At 59.2% G+C, this 24,568-nt stretch carries 25 protein-coding genes and 1 riboswitch; of the genes, 16 read left to right on the top strand and 9 right to left on the bottom strand.

The window, feature by feature from the left end; translation table 11 throughout:
* Positions 1–21: 21 nt before the first annotated feature.
* From CKW38_RS04355 to gabP, 4 genes are all read right to left on the bottom strand, one after another.
* Positions 22–1,434: a hypothetical protein gene (locus CKW38_RS04355; RefSeq protein WP_176472281.1), complete on the bottom strand. Its 1,413-nt coding sequence runs from the start codon at positions 1,432–1,434 to the stop codon at positions 22–24.
* 242 nt (positions 1,435–1,676) lie between these two features.
* Positions 1,677–2,090, bottom strand: coding sequence for a PaaI family thioesterase (locus CKW38_RS04350; RefSeq protein ID WP_095111948.1), 414 nt, complete (start codon positions 2,088–2,090; stop codon positions 1,677–1,679).
* Positions 2,091–2,223: 133 nt separating this feature from the next.
* A complete protein-coding gene (locus tag CKW38_RS04345) occupies positions 2,224–3,324 on the bottom strand; it encodes a GlxA family transcriptional regulator (protein WP_095111947.1) in 1,101 nt (366 codons plus the stop codon).
* An 88-nt stretch (positions 3,325–3,412) separates the two neighbouring features.
* Complete coding sequence (gene gabP / locus CKW38_RS04340) at positions 3,413–4,813, bottom strand: GABA permease (protein WP_007916180.1); 1,401 nt, start codon at positions 4,811–4,813, stop codon at positions 3,413–3,415.
* 426 nt (positions 4,814–5,239) lie between these two features.
* On the opposite strand from gabP, the gene CKW38_RS04335 reads away from it, so the two are divergent.
* The 4 genes from CKW38_RS04335 to CKW38_RS04325 all read left to right on the top strand — a co-directional run bounded on the left by CKW38_RS04335 (position 5,240) and on the right by CKW38_RS04325 (position 7,864).
* Positions 5,240–5,974, top strand: a complete 735-nt coding sequence (locus tag CKW38_RS04335; RefSeq protein WP_256588337.1) for an AraC family transcriptional regulator — start codon at positions 5,240–5,242, stop codon at positions 5,972–5,974.
* Positions 5,908–6,102, top strand: a complete 195-nt coding sequence (locus tag CKW38_RS30330; RefSeq protein WP_256588336.1) for an AraC family transcriptional regulator — start codon at positions 5,908–5,910, stop codon at positions 6,100–6,102. The genes CKW38_RS04335 and CKW38_RS30330 overlap by 67 nt, the downstream gene beginning before the upstream one ends.
* A gap of 164 nt (positions 6,103–6,266) precedes the next feature.
* Complete coding sequence (locus CKW38_RS04330; RefSeq protein ID WP_095111946.1) at positions 6,267–7,145, top strand: arginase family protein; 879 nt, start codon at positions 6,267–6,269, stop codon at positions 7,143–7,145.
* A gap of 242 nt (positions 7,146–7,387) precedes the next feature.
* On the top strand, positions 7,388–7,864 hold the full coding sequence (locus CKW38_RS04325; RefSeq protein WP_095111945.1) for a short chain dehydrogenase: 477 nt from the start codon (positions 7,388–7,390) through the stop codon (positions 7,862–7,864).
* A gap of 46 nt (positions 7,865–7,910) precedes the next feature.
* Here the strand turns inward: CKW38_RS04325 and CKW38_RS04320 are convergent, their stop codons facing one another.
* On the bottom strand, positions 7,911–8,345 hold the full coding sequence (locus CKW38_RS04320; RefSeq protein WP_095111944.1) for a DNA methylase: 435 nt from the start codon (positions 8,343–8,345) through the stop codon (positions 7,911–7,913).
* 194 nt (positions 8,346–8,539) lie between these two features.
* Here CKW38_RS04320 and CKW38_RS04315 point away from each other — a divergent pair, with 194 nt between their 5' ends.
* Complete coding sequence (locus CKW38_RS04315) at positions 8,540–8,788, top strand: DUF6555 family protein (protein ID WP_007916153.1); 249 nt, start codon at positions 8,540–8,542, stop codon at positions 8,786–8,788.
* Between the two features lie 2 nt (positions 8,789–8,790).
* A complete protein-coding gene (locus CKW38_RS04310) occupies positions 8,791–9,183 on the top strand; it encodes a GFA family protein (RefSeq protein WP_007916151.1) in 393 nt (130 codons plus the stop codon).
* An 81-nt stretch (positions 9,184–9,264) separates the two neighbouring features.
* On the opposite strand, the gene CKW38_RS04305 is transcribed toward CKW38_RS04310, so the two are convergent.
* Positions 9,265–10,272 (bottom strand): saccharopine dehydrogenase, encoded by a 1,008-nt coding sequence (locus CKW38_RS04305; RefSeq protein ID WP_095111943.1) that lies wholly within the window; start codon positions 10,270–10,272, stop codon positions 9,265–9,267.
* 495 nt (positions 10,273–10,767) lie between these two features.
* On the opposite strand from CKW38_RS04305, the gene CKW38_RS04300 reads away from it, so the two are divergent.
* The 4 genes from CKW38_RS04300 to CKW38_RS04285 all read left to right on the top strand — a co-directional run bounded on the left by CKW38_RS04300 (position 10,768) and on the right by CKW38_RS04285 (position 13,413).
* Positions 10,768–11,130 carry a DUF6124 family protein gene (locus CKW38_RS04300; RefSeq protein ID WP_007916147.1) on the top strand — a complete coding sequence of 121 codons (363 nt, stop codon included), beginning with the start codon at positions 10,768–10,770 and terminating at the stop codon, positions 11,128–11,130.
* Positions 11,131–11,357: 227 nt separating this feature from the next.
* Positions 11,358–11,576 carry a hypothetical protein gene (locus CKW38_RS04295; RefSeq protein ID WP_007916145.1) on the top strand — a complete coding sequence of 73 codons (219 nt, stop codon included), beginning with the start codon at positions 11,358–11,360 and terminating at the stop codon, positions 11,574–11,576.
* Between the two features lie 241 nt (positions 11,577–11,817).
* Positions 11,818–12,798 carry an acyltransferase family protein gene (locus CKW38_RS04290; RefSeq protein WP_371857957.1) on the top strand — a complete coding sequence of 327 codons (981 nt, stop codon included), beginning with the start codon at positions 11,818–11,820 and terminating at the stop codon, positions 12,796–12,798.
* 147 nt (positions 12,799–12,945) lie between these two features.
* On the top strand, positions 12,946–13,413 hold the full coding sequence (locus CKW38_RS04285) for a thiol-disulfide oxidoreductase DCC family protein (protein WP_095111941.1): 468 nt from the start codon (positions 12,946–12,948) through the stop codon (positions 13,411–13,413).
* Here the strand turns inward: CKW38_RS04285 and CKW38_RS04280 are convergent.
* From CKW38_RS04280 to CKW38_RS04270, 3 genes are all read right to left on the bottom strand, one after another.
* Positions 13,397–13,888 carry a DUF2269 domain-containing protein gene (locus CKW38_RS04280; RefSeq protein ID WP_007916136.1) on the bottom strand — a complete coding sequence of 164 codons (492 nt, stop codon included), beginning with the start codon at positions 13,886–13,888 and terminating at the stop codon, positions 13,397–13,399. The genes CKW38_RS04285 and CKW38_RS04280 overlap by 17 nt on opposite strands.
* 1 nt (position 13,889) lies before the next feature.
* Positions 13,890–15,017 (bottom strand): saccharopine dehydrogenase family protein, encoded by a 1,128-nt coding sequence (locus tag CKW38_RS04275; protein WP_095111940.1) that lies wholly within the window; start codon positions 15,015–15,017, stop codon positions 13,890–13,892.
* A 100-nt stretch (positions 15,018–15,117) separates the two neighbouring features.
* Complete coding sequence (locus CKW38_RS04270) at positions 15,118–18,972, bottom strand: autotransporter outer membrane beta-barrel domain-containing protein (RefSeq protein WP_095111939.1); 3,855 nt, start codon at positions 18,970–18,972, stop codon at positions 15,118–15,120.
* Between the two features lie 166 nt (positions 18,973–19,138).
* Positions 19,139–19,345: riboswitch (cobalamin riboswitch) on the top strand.
* A gap of 91 nt (positions 19,346–19,436) precedes the next feature.
* Between CKW38_RS04270 and CKW38_RS04265 the strand changes: the two genes are divergently transcribed.
* The 6 genes from CKW38_RS04265 (at position 19,437) to CKW38_RS04240 (ending at position 24,541) form a co-directional block, all read left to right on the top strand.
* Positions 19,437–21,374, top strand: coding sequence for a TonB-dependent siderophore receptor (locus tag CKW38_RS04265; RefSeq protein WP_095111938.1), 1,938 nt, complete (start codon positions 19,437–19,439; stop codon positions 21,372–21,374).
* Positions 21,374–21,733: a ferredoxin gene (locus CKW38_RS04260; protein WP_095111937.1), complete on the top strand. Its 360-nt coding sequence runs from the start codon at positions 21,374–21,376 to the stop codon at positions 21,731–21,733. Before CKW38_RS04265 ends, CKW38_RS04260 begins: the two co-directional genes overlap by 1 nt.
* The gene (locus tag CKW38_RS04255; RefSeq protein WP_095111936.1) at positions 21,730–22,650 is read left to right on the top strand and encodes an ABC transporter substrate-binding protein; all 921 of its coding nucleotides are present in this window, start codon (positions 21,730–21,732) and stop codon (positions 22,648–22,650) included. The genes CKW38_RS04260 and CKW38_RS04255 overlap by 4 nt, the downstream gene beginning before the upstream one ends.
* 50 nt (positions 22,651–22,700) lie before the next feature.
* Entirely contained in the window at positions 22,701–22,904 is a 204-nt protein-coding gene (locus CKW38_RS04250; protein WP_007916127.1) for a PLD nuclease N-terminal domain-containing protein, read from the top strand.
* 182 nt (positions 22,905–23,086) lie between these two features.
* Complete coding sequence (locus tag CKW38_RS04245) at positions 23,087–24,175, top strand: FAD-binding oxidoreductase (RefSeq protein WP_095111935.1); 1,089 nt, start codon at positions 23,087–23,089, stop codon at positions 24,173–24,175.
* 45 nt (positions 24,176–24,220) lie between these two features.
* Positions 24,221–24,541: an isochorismate lyase gene (locus CKW38_RS04240; RefSeq protein WP_007916125.1), complete on the top strand. Its 321-nt coding sequence runs from the start codon at positions 24,221–24,223 to the stop codon at positions 24,539–24,541.
* Positions 24,542–24,568: the final 27 nt, after the last annotated feature.

Genomic DNA, 24,568 nt, shown 5'->3' with positions numbered 1-24,568 from the left:
TTGAAAACTCACGGCGTGCTATCAGCGAACGTCATACCCCAACATAAACAACGAACGCTCCAACATGCTTAATGTCACCGTGTAACTCTGCGCGTCGAGAACTTTGCCCGTAGTCCACAGCAAGCGGCTGCTCATCCGCACAAGCTCAGCCCACTCCCTGTTGCGTGCAGGAATGTCGCTGGAGGTGGTATAGAGGTTTGTGAAAATGAAGAGGTCTTGCGAAGGATTTCTCGTTTCATCCTTCTGGTTCGCGGTCTTGGTATTCGGGCCCCAGCGAAATGCCAAATCCGTAGGAACCGTGCGCTCAGCATTTGCCAAAAGCCAAGTGCGCGCCAACAACCCCAATGCCGCACCCACACGACCGTCATAAATAATCAAGCTGTCCGGCGCCGCTGCGGCATAGATCTTGGTCATCGCTGAATTCATCAACAGTGTTTTTCCGTTGAAATCGTCCAGCGGGTCTGCACATGCGCGGTCAAGCAACTTAACGGCCCTGCGGATTGAACGGCACAAGGTCTTGGCTGCCGCCTGCAACTCGACCCACTGCAAAGAAGCATCGTCAGCCTTTCGAGCAACGCCACCCCAGGCAAAGATCGCCTTGCACGCGACCAACGCCGCGGCTTCATCATTGTTCTCCAGACTCTTGCGCAGCTCAGCTGCAATACTCGCAAAATCATGCGGGGCAGCCTTTTCACGCCAGCAATAGTGCTGGTTCGCTTGGCTTAAGCTCTGGCACCACCAATCGCTGGCGCCATGCCGAGCTCTCCAGTCTTTCCAGGAATGGTGCCTACTGACCTTGTAGCGATGCGAAAACGAACCTGCTGCACCTGTCCATAAACCGCTCAGATACTGAGCAAAATCAAATTGCCTGGCAGTGAGCAAACCCTTCCCGACTCGTCGTACCGGGTTCGAAAATGAAAGATCATTGGCTGCGAGAGGCGTCACGAGCCAGACAGCATTAGGCGTCGATGTGCGAATATCGACCACGCCGAGTGCTTGCAGAATTGGCAGTACGTAATTGATGTTTCGCGGGCCGTACGCCCCGCTCAACGTGACTCTACTGGCACGACAGAGCGGGCCGGATAGCGCCGGGTCATTGTTTGACTTGATCAGGCACGGACTTTCAATCCCATGGCTGTGTTGGTGAAGGTAATTCAGCGCCGCTTCGAACGCCGATCTGAGCAGGACGTGGCGCTTGGAGGCGACCAATACGATCACCCGGTCATCGGCGAAACCTTCAACGATGTATTCACTGCGTTGGGACGGAGTCCGAAGTCGACTCAGCTCTCCCATGCGCGACCAGGCACGAGAAATCGTTTGCACCACCCTCTGCGTCATGCTGATTCCTTTCGATCTCAAAGCTGCTCGCGACTGACTGAAACTGGCTGGCCGATCCATCTCCAAGATCGCCAATATGATGTCGAAAAGGCGCACGAAGGTGCTCCCTTTCCCATGATTCCACTTCAGTCTGCTTTGGCAGCGGCGTCCGATTATGCACAGGAAGACATCGAAATGCCATCACGCCAGACACCGACCAAAGTTCTATCGACGCGGCCGAAACCCAATCAGAAACGGCCCTGATTGGCTTACCGTACGAGTTTCAACGGGTGCGCCAAAAGATGCAGTGGCGCAAGGGTTAATGGCACAGTAACCAACGCTTTGACGAATACTCACTTTCAACTCACCGGCACCGCAAACACCGCACTGGCCCGCGCAACCGTTCGCTCCCCAACATGCAAACTAACGGCAGCAAACGCCAGTTGACGTCCCTTTTTCGAATGCTCCAAACGCACTTCCAGCCACTCATTCATTTTTACCGCGCCGAGATAATCCAGAGTCATGCTCGCGGTGATCAATGGCTGCGGAGGGTCGCTGGAAAACGCCATGGCATAACCCATCCCGACATCGGCCAATGTCGCCAATACACCACCATGCAAGGTGCCACGGCCATTGGCATGGCGTGAGTCAGTCAACAATCCCAGTTCCAATTGCAGCCCACTGCCTCGCGCGTAGATCGGGCCCAGCAAATCAAGCAACGGACTGCTACGGGTAAACGGGGTGAAACCTTCGGGAATTGGCGTGGCGTTCATGATCCCTCCTGGTGCCGGTGACTCACCGGCTTCATTGACCTTAACAGGAGGGTTTATTGGCAACCGCGCAATGGAGCAAGAACTATACGTATGCGGAATCTGCAGTGATCAACTGTCAAAGCAGACCGACCGATCATCCCGTGGACGCCAGATCTGCACGCTCCATCATTCGGACACTGGCAAACGTCGATTCATTGCGCGCTTGGTCGAGCGTCGTCAGCGGTTTGGTCACTGACCGTGGCGATGCCGATTTACGGCTCATTTCAGAACCTGATCGCTCGTCGCTCGGCGGTACGCCAAAGTGCTCGCGATAGCATTTGGAGAAATGCGGCGTGGAGACGAAACCGCAGACATACGCCAGCTCAACGATCGACAAGGAGGTTTGCTTGAGCAGTTGTCGCGCGCGAATAAGCCGCAACCTCAAGTAGTAGCGCGACGGCGTGCATTGCAGGTACTTCTGAAACAACCGCTCCAACTGCCGCCGTGACAGATCCACGTATTCGGCCAGGTTGTCCAGGTCGATCGGCTCTTCAAGATTGGCTTCCATCAACGCAACGACTTCTTGCAGCTTGGGCTGGTGCGTGCCGACCACATGCTTGAGCGGCACGCGCTGATGATCCTGCTCGTTGCGGATGCGCTCGTAGACGAACATCTCGGAGATGGCGGTGGCCAGTTCACGACCATGATCGCGGGCAATCAGGTGCAGCATCATGTCCAGCGGCGCAGTGCCGCCGGAGCTGGTGAAGCGGTTGCGGTCGAGGGTAAACAGACTGGTGCTGACGTTGACGCGCGGAAAAGCTTCCTGCATGGCCGCCAGAAATTCCCAGTGCACGCTGCACTCGTAACCGTCGAGCAACCCGGCCTTGGCCAGCGCCCAACTGCCGGTGCACACCCCGCCCAAGCGTTTCGATTGCCGCGCCAGGGCTTGCAGCCACGTCGTGTGCTCGCGGGTAATTGCGCTCTGGATGCCGACACCACCGCAGACGATGACCGTGTCCGCCACGGAGGGATTACTCCACGAGCCATCCGGGGTGATCGGCACGCCGTCACTGGCCCAGACCGCCGCGCCATTGGCGCTGAAGGTGTGCCAGCGATACAGCGTTCGCCCGGTCAGTTGATTGGCCATGCGCAATGGCTCGACGGCGGACGCCAGCGACATGAGGGTGAATTTGTCTAACAGCAGAAACCCGACGGACTGCGTCGCACCGTCGGCCACGGCGGAGATCGATGACATCATGTCCTCATAAGAATCGGTCTGAGACGCAGGCGTCTGTCATTCCCTTCGGCTTTCGCGAAGGGAGTATCAGGTTCGGCGCAACCGCCTACCCCACCGACGTAACCCTCGCCGCCGGCGCAGGATGCCGCGACGTCAACAGGCCAATAAAGGAAATCGCCAGCGCCAGGCCAATAGTTGTGGTGACTTCGGTGCGATGTTCAGGAGTGATCATCATCACCGCCAGCGCTGCGCAGATGAACACAATCACCAGCCACGTCAGCCACGGAAACAGCCACATGCGAAAAGTCAGCTCGACGTTGCGCTGGCGCAGTATCCGCCGCATGCGCAACTGCGATACCGCGATCGCGAGGTATACCAGCAAGGCAATCGCCCCGGAGCTGGCCAGCAGGAATTGAAACAGCCCGGCAGGCATGAAATAGCTCCACACGGTAATTGACGCACCGATCACGGTGCTGGCGATGACCGCTGCGCGCGGTACACCTTCCGAGGATGTCGCCTTGAGCATCTTCGGCGCATCGCCACGCCGGCCCAGCGAGTACAACATGCGCGAGGCAATGTAGATCGAGGAGTTCATGCAACTGGCCACGGCAATCAGCACGACGACGTCGACCATGAACTTGGCGTGGGGGATATTCATGATTTCCAGGGCGCGCTGATAAGACCCGACCGAGGCCAGCAACGGATCGTTCCACGGCACCACAGAGATGACGACGAAGATCGACAGCAGGTAAAACACGCCAATACGCCAGATCACCGAGCGCGTGGCCTTGGCAATGTTGCGCGACGGATCATTCGATTCGGCGGCGGCGATGGTCACCGCTTCGGTTCCGATGAAGCTGAACATGATGGTGATGAAAGCACCGACCACCGCTGACAAGCCATTGGGCGCAAACCCGCCGTGCTCGGCCATCAATCCGCTCAAGCCGCTGACTTCCCTGTCGGGAATCCAGCCCATCAACACGGCGAAACCAACGCCGATAAAACCGATGATCGCCACGACCTTGGCCATGGCGAACCAGAATTCGAATTCACCGTACTTGGACACGCTGAACAGGTTGGTCACCACCAGCGCAATGATCGAGCCCAACGCGAACAGCCAGGCATCAACCTGCGGAAACCATTGGTTAAGCACATGCCCGGCCGCCAGCGCTTCGATAGGAATGACCAGAACCCAGAACCACCAGTACAACCAGCCAATGGTGAAGCCCGCCCAGCGCCCGATGGCCTGGTCGGCATAGGTCGAGAACGACCCGGTGTCGGGATTGGCCACCGCCATCTCGCCGAGCATGCGCATGACCAGCACGACGAGCAAACCGGAGAACAGATAAGCCAACAGAACCGCCGGCCCCGCCGCCGCAATGGCATGTCCTGAACCTACGAACAATCCGGCGCCGATAATCCCGGCGATGGATAGCATGGTGACGTGACGAGGCTTGAAGCCCTGCGCCAATTGGCTACTCGAATCCGTTGAGTTCGGGCTGATCATTGGTTTTTTGTTCTCTGCTGATCGACATTTAAGCGAGTTGACTCCGGCAAACGAGCACGATCGTTGCCTGCTGAACTTCCCGAAAGAAGCCCGTTCAACCGCCGCAGTTCTTATTAACCCCATGATCTGGATGGGGTTATTTTGACGTGAAGACGCGTCACCTTACCGGGATTGTCCGACAATCCAGTAGCCTGAGTGCGCCATGGTTGTGTCTGATATCGACATGCGGAGACCGGATGGTCGATATAGATATCCATCCGTCAGCGAGCAGTCTCTGAATAGCTTTCGGGTTCGTTGAGCCTGCTGGTCTGATAGCATCCTTGCTAGCCGAACCCACTCTGCGAGTCAGTTACTACGACAATGGCCATTCTCTACCCTCCTCGATCCTTGCTTGCCAAAGAGCGGCTCGACTATTGGAGCGAGGTAGTGTGCGCCACCTACGGCCTGACCACCCAGCGCACGCTGTCCGACACGCCATTCGATGGTCGCCTCAGCGCTAACACGCTAGGCGATATTCTGCTGACGCACATCTCATCGGCGCCCATCGAATACGAAAGCAGACAGACAGATTCAGGCGTTGAGCAGTTTTTTCTTTGCTTCACCCTCAGCACAGAAGCCGAACTGGAACAACGCGGGCGACGATCGGTACAGGCTCGCGGCGATATCGTGCTGTTCAACAGTGCCGAACCCTACCGGTGCCGTTTCCCCAAGGGAGACGATCAGATCGTCATTGCGATCCCCCGCGAACGATTGATCCAGCACTTGCCCAGACCCGAAGCCCTGGTCAGTCGCACGCTCGACAGCCATTCGGCACTGGCAAGACTGGCCGGCAACATGATGATTGAAGTGCTCGATACCGGCCCTCAGCAAACCCGTGCCGGCGAACGCTTGAGTGGCGCGTTGCTGGAAGTGCTGGCCACAGCTTTCGAAGGCGCGTTCGACCTCGCGGATCTTGGCCACTCGAGCCGTCATGACGCGCAACTGATGAAAGCCAAAGACTTCTGCTGGCCAACCTTGAGGACACCGGGCTGGACCTCGCGGCCATCGCACAAGCCATTCATGTCTCCCCGCGCGCACTCAGCCGCCTGTTCGCCATGGAGGGCACAACGGCCACTCGCTGGCTGTGGCAGCAACGCCTTCAGGCTTGCCGGACGGCGCTGATGAAAGGCCCGTCTCGCAGCGTCAGCGAAGTCGCACCCTGCTTTGGTTTCACCAACATGGCGCACTTCAGCCGCGCCTTCAAAAGCGCTTTTGGCGTTTCACCCAGCGTCTTTTCGAAACAGCAATGACCGCTTGGCCAGTCAGGCGAAGTGTCTGGCCAGTTCAGCAAAGCGCACGATAGCGGTCATCGTCACCATGACACGGCTTAAGCGCGTCTCGAATCGCGCCAGGCCACCGGCACCGTACTTTTTCGCCTCTGAGCCGTCTGCTCGCCCCCATCAGGAATCTCGGCATGACCCCTTCGAACGATAAAACCCTGCGCCTGCTTTTCCCCCAATGGCAGGGTGGCAACAACCCTCCTTATCATTTCGGCGCGCAACTGTTGGCCTGGCTGGCACCCGATCCGCACGGGCCGGTGGCTGAGGTGCCGGTCGCAATGCCAAGTGACGAGCCATTACCGATGGAGAGCGGGATCCGCGGGCGTAGCGCGTTGTTGCAACAACTGCACAGTGCGCGGGCGATTATCGATGAGCATGCACCGGATCGGATGGTCATTCTCGGCGGTGATTGTCTGGTGGATCTCGCACCGTTCGCCTACCTCAACGAGCGCTATGCCGGCGACCTTGCCGTGCTCTGGGTCGATGCACACCCCGACGTGTTAACGCCTGCGGACTTCGCCAATGCCCACGCCATGGTGCTGGGCAATCTGCTGGGCGAAGGTGATGCGGACTTTGCTGCTGCAGTCAAATGTCCGCTGAAACCGGCAAACGTGATGTATGCCGGTTTGATGGAAACAATGCCTGTGGAAACCGCTCTGATTGAACGCCTGGGACTGCAACATGCCAGCCCCGCGCAATTGGCCCACAGCAGCGAACCGGTGCTGAAATGGTTCCGTTCTACCGGTGCGAAACACCTGGCCATTCACTTGGATCTGGATGTACTGGATCCGAACGGTTTCCGCTCGCTGCTGTTCGCCAATCCAGAAGCACCACCGGGAACGTTTGACGGCGTCGCCCAAGGCAGGATGTCTATCGCCCATGTGGTGCGGCTGCTGGCAGACATTGCCAGCATTGCTGACGTTGTAGGCATCGGCATCGCCGAACACCTGCCGTGGGATGCACTGGCGTTGAAAAACATGTTGGCGCGTCTTCCGCTGCTCGCTACTGTCTGAGCCACACACCGGTGATAGCGTTTGGTGCCGCCCCTCAAACGCCACCTCGGGCCTGACGGACATAGAAAAGCCCTGGCACCCGATGAACCTGTAGCGCTGCTACTTCGTCCGGTCTTCATCGGGGCAAGTTGTTTTCACCGTTTACCGGTTCATTTCGGGACAACGGCTACCTTTCCTCCTTTACATGGAACGACGGTCGCTCCGTGTTCTCTACCGCTGAACCTACAGCGGAGGGATTGACCATGATTGCCCCTGAAACCGGTATGAAAGCGGGTGAGCGTTACAGCATTGAAAGCGTCGAGCGCGCGCCGCAGTTTTCTGGCTTTTTCCTCGACGGCAAGTATTACCTGGGCCCCGAGTTGCAGACGGCCGTGGGCTGGCTCGAAGGGCAGAACTTCTTCTATGACCAACTCGACCCCAATGGCGAACCGGTTTATCCAGACAGAATCGTTGGCACGATCACCGCGCGGACACTGGAACTGTCAGATGGCCTGCGTTTGAGCATCGAGGAAATGCCGTTTCAGGCAGAAGCCGTTTCACCATTGCGTACGTTTGACGAAGCGACCGTTGAAACCCGACCACTGGCGATATGGCAGCGGCATACAGCATCAGGCTTGCGCCAGCCGATGCAACCTTCGGCACTGCTGGTTGCAGGCGCCGCACTGCTGGTCGGGCTGTGCCTGTTGGCGATCAATCGTTCTGGCCGTCGAGTCAAATAGGCTCTGCACGATCTGGGCGGTGACCGCTTTTCGTCACGGCCCACGATCAAAGGCTGATCACAGCGCTTGCCTCGCGCATGAAGATTTCCACGGTTTTCGGACCGATGCCGTCGAACTCCGCCAGCCGTTTCTCAAACGCCTGGCGATTAGCGCTGGCCTCGACCATATGGCTGACCTTGCCCGCGTATTCGTCGTTTAACCGGCGTGCCAAGGCGTGCAGCCGTACGGCGGTGGTCTCGTCGTAACGCACGTAGTGCGCCTCACCGAGCATCGCGACCAGTTCACGATGGCTACACGCGGCCAGTTTGCGCGGTGTATCGCGCCCGTGTTTATCAGCGATCACCCGATAGGCTTCGGCGGCGATTTCGGCCTGTATCCGCTTGCCCATCAGGAAACTGGCGAGCAGCCATTTGAACAGTGCAGCGTCATCGTTGTGTTTGAGCTGAATGTTCAAATCCTCGGCACTGATCGTCTTGTTCACCGGGTACCTCCGGGGTTGAAATCGAGGGGATTTTTCCTGTTCTGTCTGCTTGGCAAAGGCTTGATCTTTAGGCCTCCGCCGGTTCCAACCGTTCAAAGCAAAACAATTGTCAGCAGCCTGAAACAAACCCCGAAAATCCTTTGAATTTTTTTCGACGGCAAAACTCATTTGCGTATGAGCGTAAGGAGGAACGCATGAGCAACGTCGACATCTTCGTCATCGAATACAAACTTCACGGCCAGCCAAAATCATTCGTCATCCGCGCAAAAACCATGCGCAATGTTGACGCATGGCATTGGGCGAGTTGCGATGCCGGCATCGCGCCGATTCCCAAACCCGGCAAGCCACCGTTGAAAGTCATCTCTAAACCCCAGGCCGAGCGGTATGGCATCACCGAGGTCAAATGGCGCGAAACGGCAACGGTGGACTGGATGGAGGCTTAGTCATGCTCAAACAGATCGGCAATACGTTGATCCGCCGTGACCATCGAGCCAGTTGCCATTGCGGCGCCGTCATTCTCGAAATCCACCTGCCCGACGGCCTGCCGGCGCCGCATCGCTGCGACTGCTCCTTCTGCAAACGCCGTGGCGCAGTCGTTGCGGCAGTGCCGGCGGCGGACCTGAAAGTGATCCGTGGCCAGTCTGCGCTGTTGAAGTACAGCTTTGGCCAGCAAGTGGCCGAGCACTTTTTCTGCGGTAACTGCGGCATCTACACCCATCATCGACGCAGTACCAATCCGCATGAATTCGGCTTCAATGTCGGCTGCCTTGAGGGGATCAATCCTTATGATCTGGGTGAAGTGCCGGTGGCGGATGGCGGGGCTTGGCAATCGCCGTGAGGGCGAATGAGCACTGGCGAGCGCATCAAGGCTCGCCAGCGGCTCAATGAGCAAGATCGGCTTTTCCGAAAGAAACCTGCCTTATTCCACTTTCAAATCAAGCAACTCACCGCCCTCCTTGCTCAGACGCTCCAGATACGCACCGGCCTCGAGCAACTGATAAGGGAAGTAAAGACCTGCCGCAGTGGGCGCTCGACCATCGAGCCCGAGCAGTCGCTCCAGCAGCATCGCGATACTCAACCCCGTGAGCGCGGCGGCGCCCGCCGGATGCACGAGGGCATGCCGAGTGTGCAACGGTCGCCCCTGGCGATCCTCGCCAGCCATTTCGATAAGGATCTCAGTCGACATCGGCCGCCCCGCGCGTCGCGAAGAACTGACCCCGCTGGCGAGATTGAACTGCACATTCGGCGCATCGGTGGCGGCCGTCAGCCCAGTGACGTCGATGGACGAGAAACCGCTGGCTTGCATCGGCGTACCGTCCAGCGCGCGGAAGCTGACGTTCTTGTCCTCCCCTTCGCGCCAGATGTACTCCCCGTCGCGCCGGGTCAGGGCGGCCGGCAGCATCTTGTTCAGGTGTTCGAAATCCTTGGCCACGGTCGGCCCGCCACCGTCCTCTTCGTCGACCAGCGCATCAATACGGATATCGCGCACTCGGGCAAACGCTTCGGCAAGGTGCAATGTCGCCACGGTCGTCGCGCCCACCATCCATTCGTAACCCAGGACGATGGGCGCCGCGTCAGGGCGATGGATGAAACTGGCGATTTGCGGCGCAATCTCGAACACGCCGGAAGAAATGCTCAGGTGCGGAATCTTGCGCTGCTGCGCAAAACGTAGCCCGGCAAGAGAATGATCCATGTAGAAAACCGCCACGGCGCTAACCGGGCGATCGCCCAACCCCAAGTCTTCGGCAGCAGGATCAATGACCACGCCCTGCGCCCCGCCCATTTCTTGCGCGGCTTGTTGAGCCTTGGCCAGGTCACGGCCGCCGATCAGTAAAGGGACCTCGGGGTGGGCGGCGCGTATGGCTTTGGCAGAATGGTGGCCGATGGCGCCGGAACCGCCCAGAAACAAAATCGGATGAACTGACATGGGTATCCTTCCTCGTCTTTTTGGGTTGCAACCTAGTGTTGATGCGTTCCCCGACGTGAGGGTTCCAAGCCTTTGCGTGAACTGCAGGGTGGACCGACGAATGTCATTTTGAACGGCGTGTTGATGATGCGTGTTTAGGAGTTTTTCGTGGCTGTTTAAAAGACACGTCGCGTTACCTGCTTAAGGCTACAACGTCTTGCGCCGTTGCCTACGACTACGCCAGAATCCGCCGGCTTGTGCGTCTGGGGCGCGGGTTTTATCGTTCCTGGGTCACTGAAAAACAGTGATGGGGTTTGGTAGCCCGCTTCCATATGACGCATAACGTCACCGTGCGCAGATGCTTTTTCAGCATTTGTTTTATGGTGGCCATGCGCAGGGCGTCTTCGGGCGCGCCGGATTTTCCATATGGGCCGGTCTACCAACCTTCGTATGGCCACCACCTTTCGTTTGGTAGCGAGGGTGATGGCTCCTTAAGTCCCATATGGAGCTTCATCTATGTTCAAACCAACGCCGAATCCACCAGAAACCGATCCAGTCTCACCCTACAAATTCCCGGATTCCCGAACACTCAACGACGCAGCAGAACGAGCACTCGATTACTACCTCACCCCAACCCAGCGCATCATGGGCAGCGACAAAAAACACGCTCCCATGTTTCTGGCCAATTCCGACTACGACAGCGAGTCCTTGCTGGTTAACGCCAGCGAATCGCTCGGCTCAGCCACCGAAATGCTCTGCAACTTCGCCGCCCTACTTGACCCAGGCCACCGCAAAACTGCGCTGGGGATTGCGCAAGTGGTGATGCTGGGGGAATTGGCGGTGAATCGAGCGCTGGATAATGTTGTGCCGGTGGATTGAGGGGTGTTCCCTTTGTGGCGCGGGTGTGGCTGCTGTCACAAAGGGCTCAAGATTGCATTGGGCGTGTGCTTTCGGCCAGAAGCGCCCGGTCTGCCTGATAAATAAATCTGTCCCCATTCCACACGGCAATGAGTTCCCCTTCCTTGAACCATGAAGGCAATGTGATAGCATGGGTTCGCCCCCCGGAGAGGGGGAATTTTTCTACATCCCGCAAGGAATATGCCCCTGTGAAAGACTTCGTCATCAGCGTCAACAACACCGTCCTCTATCTGTCCCTGGCGTTCATCTGGCTGGTCGCTATCGTCGCGATTTTCACCAGCGGGTTCCTCCCGGCGCTGGGTATCTTCGTGGCCGGCACCCTGTGCTGGTGCATCATTTCCGGCTTCTGGTTCGTCCAGTCGGCGACCTACGAAGAACTGCGCAAGCTGAACGCAAACAAAGGCTGAAACGTCAGGGTGGAGCAGTAAGTGCCCCGCCCTACCCTGAGCGCTTGGTTCCGTGCCGAGCGCTCTCGCCCACTGCGAATGACTCGCATAAATCCCGCATTCTCCGAAATCCTGAAATTCCCCGCCATTCCCTAGCCCCGAGCGCAGAGAAAAACCTGTAATCCACCCACAAACCATCGTAATTTACCCGCCATAACTACAAGGTCGTTTGGGGATACACGTGGGAGCCTAACGTCTGCTATTGGCCGTGATGGTCGCCGTTTCGCATCTGGGCAAGATGTTCATGGGGTTCAACCCGGGTGTGGTTGCTGTAATTTCCTTCCTGCTCATCAGCGGTTTCGTGATGACTTCACTGATCGAGCGCAACTACAAGGCGCCCGGGAAAGTTGGCCTGTTCTACCTGGACCGGGCCTTGCGCCTTTATCCGCAGTTCCTGTTCTACTTCGTCGTTTCTTGTGCGGTGATCTACTTCCTGCTGCCCGGTACGCCGCAAGCGGCCGAATTAACCGTCAAAAACATCGCCGCGAGCCTGGCCATCGTGCCCCTCGGGTTCTATATGTTTGGTGCATCCGGAATCTGGATTTTGCCACCGGCGTGGTCGCTCGGCCTTGAGATGTGCTTCTACCTGGTGATCCCGTTCCTGCTCATCTACCGAGCACGCGGTGTGGCTTTCGCCTTGTCCGTTGCGGTCTTCATCCCCGCGTGTCTTGGACTCATCAACACCGACTTTTACGGCTACCGTTTGTTGCCGGGTGTCCTGTTCATCTTCCTGTGCGGCAGCTATCTCTACAAACCACAGGCGAAGGGTTTAGCGATTGCTGGTGGTACCGCTGTGGCGGCGGCGTTAATCTTTGTAGCGATCATGGCGGGATGGATCGAACGCCGACCGTTCAACGCTGAAGTGGCCGCAGGCATTGCCGTGGGCATCCCCGCAGTGTTCTTGCTGACGAAGCTCAAGTTTCACCGGATTGACGAGTTCCTGGGCAACATCAGCTACGGCGTATTCCTCAATCACTTCGTGGTGTTCTACTTCCTGCACGGTCTCTCGCCGATTACTTCATTCGACTGGCACAAGATTGCAACGGTGTTGGTGCTGTCGTTCTTGCTGAGTGGTGTTTCGTATTACTGCGTCGAACGGCCGGCGTTGAAGCTTCGGCATGCGCTGCGGGCGGGAGTGAAGCATCGCGTCGGTGAAGTGCGCGGTGGTGAAAGAGCGGTGTGACGGCAACAGGAGACAGATCACGCCTCTAAACGTGGTCTGTACCTTTTCCACAGGCACTCGCCCGGCTCTCGCCGAATACTGGCCATTCGCAGATCGTACTTTCTGAGGCTATGATCGCAGCACTCCAGCCTCTCCCGAACCCAGCCCATGCCCACTCCGAAAACCCGCCCAACCCCCGCCCCGCTGCTCAACCCCGGCGAATCCGTGGTTCTGTTCGACGGCGTGTGCAAGCTCTGCAATGGCTGGGCGCGGTTCCTCATTCGCCACGATCACCAGCACCGCGTGCGCCTCGCCGCCGTGCAATCCCCCGAAGGCCAGGCACTTCTGGCGTGGGCCGGCCTGCCCATAGATCAGTTCGACACCATGGCCGTAATCCGCGACCGCCACTACTGGGAACGCTCCGACGCTTTTCTCGAAGTCATCAGCCAATTACCCGCCCGCTGGCAGCCATTGCGACTGCTGCGCGTCTTCCCGCGAGGCTTGCGTGACTGGGCCTACGACCGCATTGCGCTGAACCGCTATCGCCTGTTCGGCAAGTACGACACCTGCCTGTTGCCAACTCCAGATCATGAACAGCGCTTTCTCAAAGCAACTGTACCTACGCCAGAAAACTGAACAACTGCAGCGGTGTCATCTTCGTCACCATCATCAGTACAATGACGAACATCCCGGCAAAACCGAGCACGCCCATCCATAACCATTGGCGGTACACGCCTTGGTATTGCTCATCCAGGTCGGCCCCCGTCTCGCTCGCACTCGATGCCATTACGTACAAGCGCTTCTGCAGAAGCAACACCGGCAGCCACAGCGAGCCGACGCAGAAGAAGATAATCAGCGAGGTCAGCACCCAGTCGGTACTCATCGACAAACCCGAAAGTCGCATCAACAGATACCCCGTGATGATTTGCACGAACCCGGCCGGTGTGGTGATCCACGTGTCGAAACGCACGACCATGCGCGCGACGTGCGCTATGACCTGCGGGTTGGCGGTGCGGCTGGCGGCGATCAGGTAGAGGTAGGAACCCATGCCGAAGCCGAACAGGAAAATCGCGGCGATGATGTGCAAGTACTTCAGGCACAGATAGAGCATGTCAGCGATGCCCGTCGGAGAAATGCACGGCCAGGCTCAGGTTGGCCGGGTCGTTGATCGCGGCCATGTATTCGGCGACGCTGATTTCGCCCACGCAAGGCCGGGCACCGGAGGACGGCACGTAGCCTTGCGCCATTTTAGTGGCCAGTGCCACGGCAGCGCAGCTGGGAATCTCGGGGCCTTTGTCATTCAGGGCGGTGAGTTGCGCGGTCATCGACAACGGTTTGCCGTCGACGCCAAGGCCCTGCACGTCGATGTACATTGCACTTTTGCCATCGCCGAAACGCTCGAACCGCGTGCCCAGGCGATGCAATCTTGCAGCCCACAAAGCATGGTCGCGCACCAGCCCGATTTTCAGCGCCTGAGCCAGCAGACCGTTGGCGATGCCGCCGAGTTTGAGACCGGCGCCCGCCTTGAAGCTCAAGGTCTGCGCACCATAACGATTGGCAAAAATATCCATGTCGGGGACATCAACGTTGGCCAGCAATCGGGTGCCCATCTGCGGCATTTTGCGCAAGCACAGGTCCAGCCAGCCGGAGACTTCGTGGACCTTGCCGTTTTTCAGTTGTTTGATCGGTTTGCCGGCGTAAGCGAGCACGCCTTCGATGGTCGACAGCCCCGGCATTTTCGCCGACGAGGAAATGCCATGCTCGATCGAGTCAATGCGCGAAAAGCGTTGGCGCTGCTCATCGATAATGGCTGACGACAACGTCGGCACCGAGCTGCAACCACTGAGGATCGCCACACCCGCCTGCTTCGCCCGCGCATCAAGCACGTCGATGCCGTTGACGAACGTGCGGCAGTCCGCCAGGTCGCAATAGTTCACGCCGGCATCGATGCAACTCTGCGCAACGGCATAGGATTGCCCTTGAAACGGCCCGCCGGTGTGTACGACCAACTGAATGTTCAGCGCACGCAAAGCGGCTTCGAACTCCGCACCCATGGCATCGCCGCACCAGCCTTCGCAGACGTTGCCCGATTGACTGTCCAGCTCATCGAGTTTGCGCTGCAATTTGCGCGGATCACGGCCGGAGAGTACCAAGCCGATCTCCGGCATCAGCGCCAGGTGCCGGCAGACGATACTGCCGAAATTTCCGTAACCACCGACCACCATCACCCTGAACGGCATGCAATTCTTCCCTAAGTCAGTCCATCAAACAGGCGTGAAGGATATAGGGCCGAGCGTCAGCAAGCCATCCAATGTAGGGTTTGCGGCGTGTACAAAAGCCCTAGAAATTGATCTTGAACCCCAGCATCGCGTCATACCCATGGCTGTCACCATCGAACCCCTGACGATAGCCGGCCGATGCGGTAAACGTGGTGCGTTGATTGGCCTGGTAATCCACCCCGACATTCACTTCACCCCACGTGCCCTGAATGTCGGATTCGAACGGAATGTACCCCGACTCGGAGGAAAACTCGGTTTTCGGTTGCCCTTTGAACTCATGCCAGATGCTCGGACGGATCCAGCCATTGGTGCGCCGTGCGCTGTTGTCGACGCCCTCGGTGTCCCAGTCCTTGGCGATACGCACGCCGGCGCGGCCAATCAGTGAGTCGACGTCCTTGAAGCGAATCTTCGCGCCGACGTCATCGCTGCTGTCCAGATCGACGTAACTGTAGATCGCTTGCAATTGCGGCTCGATGTACCAGTCTTTGTCGACTTCGAACGGGTAGCCGTTTTCCAGCGAGGCGGTGTAGCCCCAACCGCGGGTTTTCAGTTTGGCCATGTCGTTGGGTTTGGCTTCGATGTCAAAGCGGTTGACCTGCAACACCCCGTCCAGATACCAGCCGGAGGGGCCGAAGTGCGTCCAGTACGCGCCGACGCCGTACGCACGCAAGGTGTCTTCGCCGGCGGCGCGCCGGGTGTAGTGGCTGACGCCAGCGTCGATGGTGCCGGCGGACAATGACAGCCCGGCCTGCTCGTGACTGCCGTCGGGCCGGTCCTTGCGGTAAAGGTCGGTGCCGACCTGAAATGCCGTCAGGTCATAGTTGTACTCGGGTGTGTTGCCCAAGGCGTTTTTGCGGTCACCATCCTGTTTGCCGCTGCGGTAGATCACCCGGCCCCAGCCCATCGATGGCGCCAACGTCGATTCGTCTTCCTTGGGCAATGGATCACCGCGATTCAGGCGTTCCTCGCCGACCCGCTCGTGAAGGGTGTCGACCATTGTCCGGCCGTAAACCAAGGCCAGCGCGGGCACGGCACCGTACAGCGACACTTCCGGACGGTAATTGGGTACCGGGGAAGGATCGGGCGTCGGATCAGGACCCGGATCGGGATCGGGCGTCGGATCCGGGCCTGGAGGACCGTCCGGCGGTACCGCGTCCGAGCGCAGATACCAAGTGTCCTTGCCGCTACCGTCCTGGGCACCTTGCTGCAGGCGATATTCGTACGGACCGGCGACAACACGCCGGGCCAGTTGAAAGGCATTGGCGTCGCTCGCGGCTTCGGTCTTGTTGAGCAGTTCGACCACCGCAATACCATTGCCCTGAGTCAGATCGCCCTGGCCGCCGACATTGCTCACGATCACGCCGGTGGCGCCGCCGCTGGCGGTGGTTGTCGAATCCACAACCAGCATGTCCGAGAGGCTGTTCGCGCCACCACCATTCAACGTGGTGTTAAGCAGCAGCCGGCCGCCATTGGACACGAACACCCCGCCGCCATCGGTGCCGACGGTGTTGGCCCCGCTGATCAGCAACACATTGCCGACCGTGTTGCTGCCGGCGGCAAGGTCGAGCGTGCCGCTATGGGTGAATCGGTTTACACCGAGCAACTGGCCCTGTACAGCACCGCCCAGCGTCGGCGTATTGGCCGTTTGCCCCAAGGGCAGATAGGCGCCGCTGGCGTTGAAGCTGACGATGCCCGTCGCCGGTTGCGCCGCCAGACGAATCACACCGCTGTTGTCGATGCTGTTGGCGCCCGATGAGCCGAGATCACTGACGGCAACGCCCCAGGTATCGCGACTGCCGCTGGCACTACTGGCGGTGAAATTGCGCAGTGTCCAGGTGCCGCTGTTGGCCACCGTGCTGGCCGCGCTGACGGCATTCACAACGCCGGTTATCTGCCCGGTATTGTTGAGCGCAAACGTCGTGCCCGGTGTGGTCGCATCGGCGCGTACGGCGACATCGCTAAGCGCAGTGATCGCACCTGAGTTGGTCAACGTCTGGCTCGCACCGCCAAGGGCAATGCCGCTGCTATCGGCCCACCCACCCTGAAGCGTGGCGCTGTTACTGACATTGACACTGCCGCCCTCGGTCAAGGCGTCTATGGCCGACGAGCCAACGCCTCGAGTAGTGATCGCGCCGCTGTTGTTGACGGTCAAATTCGCGGCGCCCGAGGCCTGGGCGAGAATGCCCTGACTGTCGCTGGCACCGAAGGTCTGGATCGCGCCGCTGTTGACCACACTTTGCGCGCCAGTGACCGACAACGTTCGGATACCGCGTTGTTGATTGCCCCGCGCGATCAACTCCCCGCTGTTACTGACACTCAATGTGCCCAGCCCACTGCCTGAGTTGAAGGCATTGCCGGCCAGAATCGCCGCGCCCTGACCGTTGACGTCGATCAGCGGGCCGTTGAACACGACACCCACGTCGCCGCCCAGCGTCAGCGCCTGGATACCAAAAGCACCAATGCCCGTGCCGTCGCCCGAGCCAGCGTTCGAGTGGGTGATGATCGTGCCGCCGGAATTGACGTTGACCGTGCCCGTCGGCGACTGCGTCGAGGCATAGATGCCGTTGGCGTTGCTGTGCAGGGTTTCGATGCGATCGCCACGGTAGTTGACCTGAACATTGCCGCCGGTCGAATCGACCCGTATACCGCCCGCGCCAAACCCGCTGGCGAACAGATCGCCCGAGTAATCAATCAGCACATCGTTGTTTTCGGCGCTGACAATGATCGCGTAGGCCCGGGTGGTGTTGATGTCGCCGAGGACTTTGATATTGCCGCTACCCGTGATCGCGACATCACCGGTACCGCGCTTGATCACGTAGATCGCCCGCGAACCGGCGGTATTGGCCGTGCTGCCGACGTTGATGGCAGCATTGTTCTCGATGCTGATCGAACCGCTGCCGCCGACATTGTCATTGGCATAGATACCGTGGGCGCCGCCACCCGTGGTGGTGATGGCGCCGTCGTTGACGATGGCGATGCTGCCAACGCTGGAAAACGAACGAATGCCGAAACCGTTGAGGCCGCTGGTACTCAGGTTGCCGCTGTTGGTCAGGCGGGTATTGCCTGTGCCGCCCTCGGTGAACAAGCCAAAGGCGTTCATGCCGATGCTTTGCACATTCGCCGCGTTGATCAGTGTGGTGTTGCCATTGACTGCGCGGGTATGCACGCCGGCGTGATTACCAATGCCGGCAGTCGGCAAAGTGTCGTCAATGATCGGAAGACCGGCCGAGAGTGCATCATCGTTGTTGACCAGAATACTCACGCCACTGCCGACGTTGACGTTGGTCTCGCCACTGCCCGTGGCTTTGGTCCAGACGCCGTTGCCGCCGAGCAACGTGATCTGGCCATTGCCCTGATGATTCAGGTTGATCGCCCCGCCGCCGCTGGCGTTGATGTCGATGCCATCGTGTTCATTGCCGACCACGGTATTGAGGATGTTCAGCGTGGTGCCGGCACTCACCGAAAACGTCGACGAGCCAGCGCTGGCATTGGTGATCGCCAGCGCGTCCAGGCCACTGCCGCCGACATTCACCGTGTTGGTCCCGCCATTGACGCTGAGGCTGGCGTTGCCGGTCGCGCCGATGACATTGGCAAACACTGCGTTGGCGGCGGTTGGGGGGGTGCTGTTCACCGTGGTGCCAGTGAGTGTCAGCGTGGTGTTGGCATTGTTGCCACGACTGTTCAGCGAGGAACCCGCCGTAGTGGTAATGGTAGTGCCCGACTGCGTGCTGATCGACGCATCGACGCCGGCCGCCGGCAAACAGGTTTGCGAGACGTTGTAGGCACCCGCCGCCAAAGGCCCGCACGCAGCTTGAGCGTCTGCGAGCATCAGGGTGTTGGCCATGGCGACCAGTAAAGCGCTGCGAATGAAATGCGGGGCGTGCCCACCGTGAGGATGGCCGCTGGCACCGTGCATGAGAACCTCCCTGTTCAGCGTACGTGGCGAATCCCTCACGCCTGTCGACGCCGCGCGATATTGCGTTGTGATTACCGCTATAGACCTTAGTAGTTATTTCCAAAGTTGGTAATTCGCGGGTCGAGTACCTGTATCGGCAAGTTGACGAACGGTCATTCGAATGTTCAGATGCCGCCCAGTTTCAGGTGTCCCATGCCGCCGTGCATGGGGTGAAACGGGAAACCGGTACGTTCTTTTCGAACAAGTCCGGTGCTGCCCCCGCAACGGTATGCGCGTGATGCTTTCGATACACCACTGTGGCCGCTTGGCCATGGGAAGGTGAAAGCCTCGATACGCGCGAGCCCGGAGACCGGCCTGAATTGCTGTTTGGCAAAATCCTGCGGTGGGCGGGCATGGGCCGGTATTGGCTGTGCGCGATGCCTTCTCTTGCATGCTCTTCTGCGAAGATCCTTTTCGAGAAGACAATGATTCGACCTTTCTACACCTCGGCTCCAACCCTCTTGTTCGGCTGCCTTTGCAGTCCTCTGTTGCTGGCGGATGACGCGCCACTGCAACTCAATCAGCAAATCGTTTCCGCACCGTCGGTGGAGTCGACCACGGTCGCCGACATGGCGAAGTTCGGCAGCAAGGTCGAGATCGTCAGCCGCGAACAGATCGAGCGCGCCGGCCCCAGTGCCGATGTCAGTCGCGTGATGCAGATGTTCATTCCCGGCCTGTACGTCGCGCCGAAAAATGGCCCGTTCGACTACGGCACCTATTCGCTGCTGGGCGGACGCAACGACGACACATTGATCCTGCTCGACGGCGTGCGCCTGAACAATCGCCTGTACGGCGGCCTCTATCTGGACACCCTGCCGGCCAACGCCATCGAGCGCATCGAAGTGCTCAAGGGCGGGCAGAGCCTGTTGTTCGGCACCCAGGCGGTGTCGGGGGTGATCAACATCGTCACCCGCAGCCCGCAATCGCGCAAAGCCTCCGGCGAGGTGAATCTGGGCGTCGACAGCTTCGGCGGCACCACCGAAGACGCTCGGGTCGAAAACATCTTCAGCAACGGTTTCGGCGATCTCGGTTTGCTCGCGTACGTCAGCCACAACGTCTCCGACGGTTACCAGCCCTATCGCAACCGCGACATGAAAAACGTCAGCGAGAAGAACCGCGCCTACGAAGTCACCACCTTCGGCGGTAAGGCGATTCAGTCGTTTGGCGAGGATGCGCGGCTGGAACTGTTCTACCAATACGCCGACGCCAACCTCGACTTCGCCCGTCCGGTCGACAATCACAAGACCACCAACGACCGCGTGCAGCAGATCGCCACGGCGACCTTCGAGCAGACCGTCAATGAGCGTCTGAGCTACTTCGTCAAAGGCCATATCAACGACTGGGACACGCGCTACACCCGGGTCAACAACGTCGCCGGCGGCGGCACAAAAGTCATCAACCACAACGACTATTGGGGCTTCACCGATTGGGGCGTGCAGGCCGAAGGCAAAGCAGAATTACCCGGTGGCCATGTGTTGGTGTTCGGCACCGACAACCAATGGTTCAAGGGCCAGGACGATGTGCTGATTATCGACAACGACAAGGCTGAAGCGCACGCCTTCTACACGCAACTGCGCCCGCAAATCGATGCCCTGCCCGACTGGCACCCGAGCATCGGCGTGCGTCACGAGGCCATGAGCGGCGGCGACAGTGCCACGGTCGGCATGCTCACTTCGCTGTATGACCTCAACGACAACTGGTCGGTGCGCGGTCAGTACGGCAGCGCCTACAAACTGCCGAACGCCGAGCAACTGTTCGTTAACGAGCCGGGCGACGAGATCGGCAACCGCAATCTCAAACCGGAAAAAAGCCGCAACGCCGAACTGGGTGTTGACTACAAAGGCTTTCTGCTCGACCGCGAATTCAGCGCCAGCGTGACCCTGTTCAAACGCAAGATCGACGACCTGATCACCGTCGATGACATTCAGTGGGTCAACGGTGAAGGCACGATCCAGATGCGCGGTTTCGAGGCGGACGCGAAACTGGCGCTCAACGATCAGTGGAGCCTGCAAGCGGACATGACCCGCAACCTCACCGAGTCGCGCACCGGTGTAACCATCAACGACATCCCGAGCTTCTTCGCCCGTTCGCGGGTGGGTTATGAATCGGAAAATCGCCTGTGGGGTGTTGGCGGTGCGATCCGTTACATCCGCGATATCAAAAGCTCGAAGCAAGTCGAATACGGCAATTATTCGGTGGTCGACGCCGACGCTTATCGCTACCTCGACAACGCCCACCAACACCGGGTGAGTCTGCTGGTGGAAAACCTCTTCGACCGCGACTACGTCACCAGCCGTTCGAGCAACGTCGACAACCTCGGCCGGCCGTTCACCTCCGAAGTACGCTACACGTACTGCTTCTGATGAGTGAAATCAAAACCGTCGACGGCGTCGATACGCACCCGGACTGGTCGCATGTGCCCGAGCATGCGCGCCATGTGTTCCTCTGCACCGGCCCGCGCTGCACCCAGCGCGGCGCCTTGCAGTTATGGAAAACCCTGCGCCGGCATTTGCTGGCGCACGATCGCATCGAGACGCCGGGCGGCGTCTTGCTGACGCGCACGCACTGCCAGTTTCCGTGCAATCTGGGGCCGATTGTGACGGTGTACCCGGAACGTTGCTGGTATGGCGTGCACAGCCATGAAGAGGTGCAGCGGCTGGTCGAGGGGCATCTGGTGGGCGGTGAAGTGGTCGCGGATTTGCTGATCAAGGCGCAGGGATGAAATCGATCCTGTTAGCGCTTGGCGCCCTGCTCTGTTCAATGCCGGCACTCGCCGACAGCTTCAGTAATTGCGGCGAGGACTGGAACGCCGCTGCGCCTTCGCGCGTCGTCGCGCTCAATCAGCATGCGGCGGATCTCGTCCTGGCGCTGGGTGCCGGGCCAGCGCTGGTTGGCGTGGCGTATCTGGATGACACCGATGCCGGTCAGCGGCCAGCCGCGTATTTCGGTGTGCCGGTGATCGCGCGGCAATACCCGGCCAGCGAAGTGCTTTACGCACAGAAACCTGATCTGGTGATTGGCGGGTTCGCCACGGCATTCGGCGACGGTGTGATTTCACGCTCGGGTCTGGCGCGCAATGGCGTCGGTTCTTATCTATTGGAGTCGGCCTGCAACGGGCATTCGCTGGATTACTTCGCGCATGTGCGCAATGACTTGCTGACCTTGGGCAGGCTGCTGCACAAACAGCCACAGGCGCGGCAATTGAGTGAGGCCATGGACGCCGACCTCGCCAGTGCCCGAGCCCTGGCCGATGCGGGTAAATCGCTGTCGGTGTTCTATCTCGACAGCGAAGTCAAAGGCCTCGACAGCGAAGGTCGGCGGGGGTTTGTCACCCCGTTATTGGCCGCTGCCGGGGCACGCAATGTCTTTGCCGACATCAACCTCTATCGAGTGACCGTCAACAGCGAAACCCTGCTGGCCAGCGACCCGGACGTGATTCTGCTGGCCGACGCCGAATGGTCACCCGCTCGCCGCAAACGCTATCTGTTGACCCACGACCCGGTGTTGTCGCAACTGCGCGCGGTGCGCGAAAACCGGATCATCGAAATCCCTTTCACCCACCTGCTGCCGACTTTCAACAGCGGCCGCGTAGCCTTGCAACTGGCGCGGCAGCTCAACGCACTGAAGAAAAATAAATGAACCCGCCGCCCCCCACGCCACCTAACGAACAGACCATCAGGAGGTAGCCAATGCAAATCGAAACCGTGTGGATCGTACTGGCGGCAGTTCTTCTGCTGATTGAACTCTGGGCCATCAATCGGGTGCGCAAGAGCGAGGGGAAAGCGAGCAATAAAGGTGTGTGGATCGTGCTGATCGTGTTTGTGCCGTTGTTCGGGTTGATTGCCTGGGCGTTAGCGGGGCCAAAACACGTCAGTCAGCATTCGGCGTCGTAATCTGACCCTTGATCCATAGCGACTGAGCATCCGTCACGGACTGACATTCCAAAAGCCCGCCGGAGATATGCCTGCTTAAGCCGTTGCCAGCGGACGAGCCCGGCTTTGGCCGGGCTTTTTTCTGGTTGCTCGCCGCGTCTCCCTGCTGCAGGATCAGCCGATCGACAACAGGGAATGTTGAAATGAAACAGACAACACATGGGCGAATTGTGGTGGTCGGTGCGGGCATCGTCGGTGCCGCCCTTGCGTATCACCTGTCTGGCAAAGGAGCGCACGTCACGCTGATCGAGGCTGACGAGATCGCGAGCGGCGTCACGGCAAACTCTTTCGCCTGGATCAATGCCTCGCACGCCGGCGCTGATCCGATTGCGCAGTTGCGCGGTATGGCCATAGAAGCATACCGACGACTCGAAACCGAGCTGCCGGATTTGCAGATTCGCTGGACCGGGGCTTTGTCGTACAACGAATCAGCAGAGTATCCGGCGTCGGCGACATTGTTATCGTCTGCCGAGGTGCTTGCCCGCGAGCCCAACCTGAAAAATCCCCCACCCTGCGCGTTGTATCGCGCGGAAGAAGGCGCACTCGACGCCGTGCAAACCACCCACGCCCTGATTGCCGGCGCCCGGGCGCTGGGCGCGCAATTGCTCACGCAAACCCGCGTGACCGGTTTCACAACCTGCAACGCCGATGTCACCGGCGTTGAAACCACAACGGGCGCGATCGATGCCGACCTTGTCGTGCTTGCTGCGGGGACCGGCACCCAACAGTTAACGCAGATGCTCAACGTCTCCCTGCCCATCGACGCCTCCCCCGCCATTTTCATCCGCTACAAGACCCAACCGGGCCTCGTCAAAGGCATCATCTCCAGCCCCGAAATGGAAATTCGGAAAAGTGCCGACGGCACGTTGCTGGCCGCTGAAGATTATCTGGGCGAGGCGCCGGGCAACTCGCCGACAGACCTTGCCTGGCGAACCGCCGAAGGCATACAAAATGAACTTCACGGAGTGGTTTCCATCGAGCCGCAAACCGCCGTCGTCGGGTTCCGGCCCATGCCCGCTGACGGCATCCCCGTTGTCGGTTACCTGCCCGGTGTCGGCGGAGTTTACGTTTGCGCGATGCATCCCGGAGTGACGCTGGCGGCAATCGTCGGGCGCCTCGCCAGTGAAGAGCTGCTGGATCGCCAGTCATCTGCGGCCCTTGCACCGTGCCGCCCAGAGCGTTTTTTTCAGAACGCCGGCAAAGTGACAAAAAACGCTGCGCTTACCCGCTGAAAACCCGCCGCACGATCAACAACAATTCGAGAGGCACAGACGCACATGGACGTCATCAACACGTTACAACCCGCCGACTGTGCGGACATGCAAGATATTCGAAGTGAAATCGACCGACTCGATCAAGCGGTGATCAAACTGCTGGGCAAGCGCTTTCAGTACGTACTCGCTGCCTCGAAGTTCAAGACCTCGGCGGCCTCAGTGCGGGCACAGGAGCGTTTTCAGGCGATGTTGGCAACCCGTCGCGACTGGGCCGAAAACGAAGGTTTGAATGCAGATGCCATTGAGAAAATGTACAGCGACCTGGTCAATCACTTCATTGCTGAAGAAATGAAGCACTGGGCGGCGGCGCAGACGGACAGTTGACTGCTTTAGCGCAGTCTTCCGTTTGCT

Origin of the sequence: Pseudomonas sp. Irchel 3H7, from assembly GCF_900187605.1 — a bacterium.
Taxonomy (GTDB): Bacteria; Pseudomonadota; Gammaproteobacteria; order Pseudomonadales; family Pseudomonadaceae; genus Aquipseudomonas.
The sequence above is the reverse complement of the archived record's forward strand: the minus strand, read 5'-3'. Positions and strand labels throughout refer to the sequence as shown.

Coding starts and splice junctions, on each gene's coding strand:
- CKW38_RS04350 (WP_095111948.1), bottom strand. CDS start 2,090: ATGAACGCCACGCCAATTCCCGAAGGTTTCACCCCGTTTACCCGTAGC.
- CKW38_RS04285 (WP_095111941.1), top strand. CDS start 12,946: ATGCCCACTCCGAAAACCCGCCCAACCCCCGCCCCGCTGCTCAACCCC.
- CKW38_RS04270 (WP_095111939.1), bottom strand. CDS start 18,972: ATGCACGGTGCCAGCGGCCATCCTCACGGTGGGCACGCCCCGCATTTC.
- CKW38_RS04345 (WP_095111947.1), bottom strand. CDS start 3,324: ATGTCATCGATCTCCGCCGTGGCCGACGGTGCGACGCAGTCCGTCGGG.
- CKW38_RS04265 (WP_095111938.1), top strand. CDS start 19,437: ATGATTCGACCTTTCTACACCTCGGCTCCAACCCTCTTGTTCGGCTGC.
- CKW38_RS04325 (WP_095111945.1), top strand. CDS start 7,388: ATGATTGCCCCTGAAACCGGTATGAAAGCGGGTGAGCGTTACAGCATT.
- CKW38_RS04315 (WP_007916153.1), top strand. CDS start 8,540: ATGAGCAACGTCGACATCTTCGTCATCGAATACAAACTTCACGGCCAG.
- CKW38_RS04300 (WP_007916147.1), top strand. CDS start 10,768: ATGTTCAAACCAACGCCGAATCCACCAGAAACCGATCCAGTCTCACCC.
- CKW38_RS04275 (WP_095111940.1), bottom strand. CDS start 15,017: ATGCCGTTCAGGGTGATGGTGGTCGGTGGTTACGGAAATTTCGGCAGT.
- CKW38_RS04250 (WP_007916127.1), top strand. CDS start 22,701: ATGCAAATCGAAACCGTGTGGATCGTACTGGCGGCAGTTCTTCTGCTG.
- CKW38_RS04255 (WP_095111936.1), top strand. CDS start 21,730: ATGAAATCGATCCTGTTAGCGCTTGGCGCCCTGCTCTGTTCAATGCCG.
- gabP (WP_007916180.1), bottom strand. CDS start 4,813: ATGATCAGCCCGAACTCAACGGATTCGAGTAGCCAATTGGCGCAGGGC.
- CKW38_RS04310 (WP_007916151.1), top strand. CDS start 8,791: ATGCTCAAACAGATCGGCAATACGTTGATCCGCCGTGACCATCGAGCC.
- CKW38_RS04245 (WP_095111935.1), top strand. CDS start 23,087: ATGAAACAGACAACACATGGGCGAATTGTGGTGGTCGGTGCGGGCATC.
- CKW38_RS04260 (WP_095111937.1), top strand. CDS start 21,374: ATGAGTGAAATCAAAACCGTCGACGGCGTCGATACGCACCCGGACTGG.
- CKW38_RS04330 (WP_095111946.1), top strand. CDS start 6,267: ATGACCCCTTCGAACGATAAAACCCTGCGCCTGCTTTTCCCCCAATGG.
- CKW38_RS04240 (WP_007916125.1), top strand. CDS start 24,221: ATGGACGTCATCAACACGTTACAACCCGCCGACTGTGCGGACATGCAA.
- CKW38_RS04305 (WP_095111943.1), bottom strand. CDS start 10,272: ATGTCAGTTCATCCGATTTTGTTTCTGGGCGGTTCCGGCGCCATCGGC.
- CKW38_RS04280 (WP_007916136.1), bottom strand. CDS start 13,888: ATGCTCTATCTGTGCCTGAAGTACTTGCACATCATCGCCGCGATTTTC.
- CKW38_RS30330 (WP_256588336.1), top strand. CDS start 5,908: ATGGAGGGCACAACGGCCACTCGCTGGCTGTGGCAGCAACGCCTTCAG.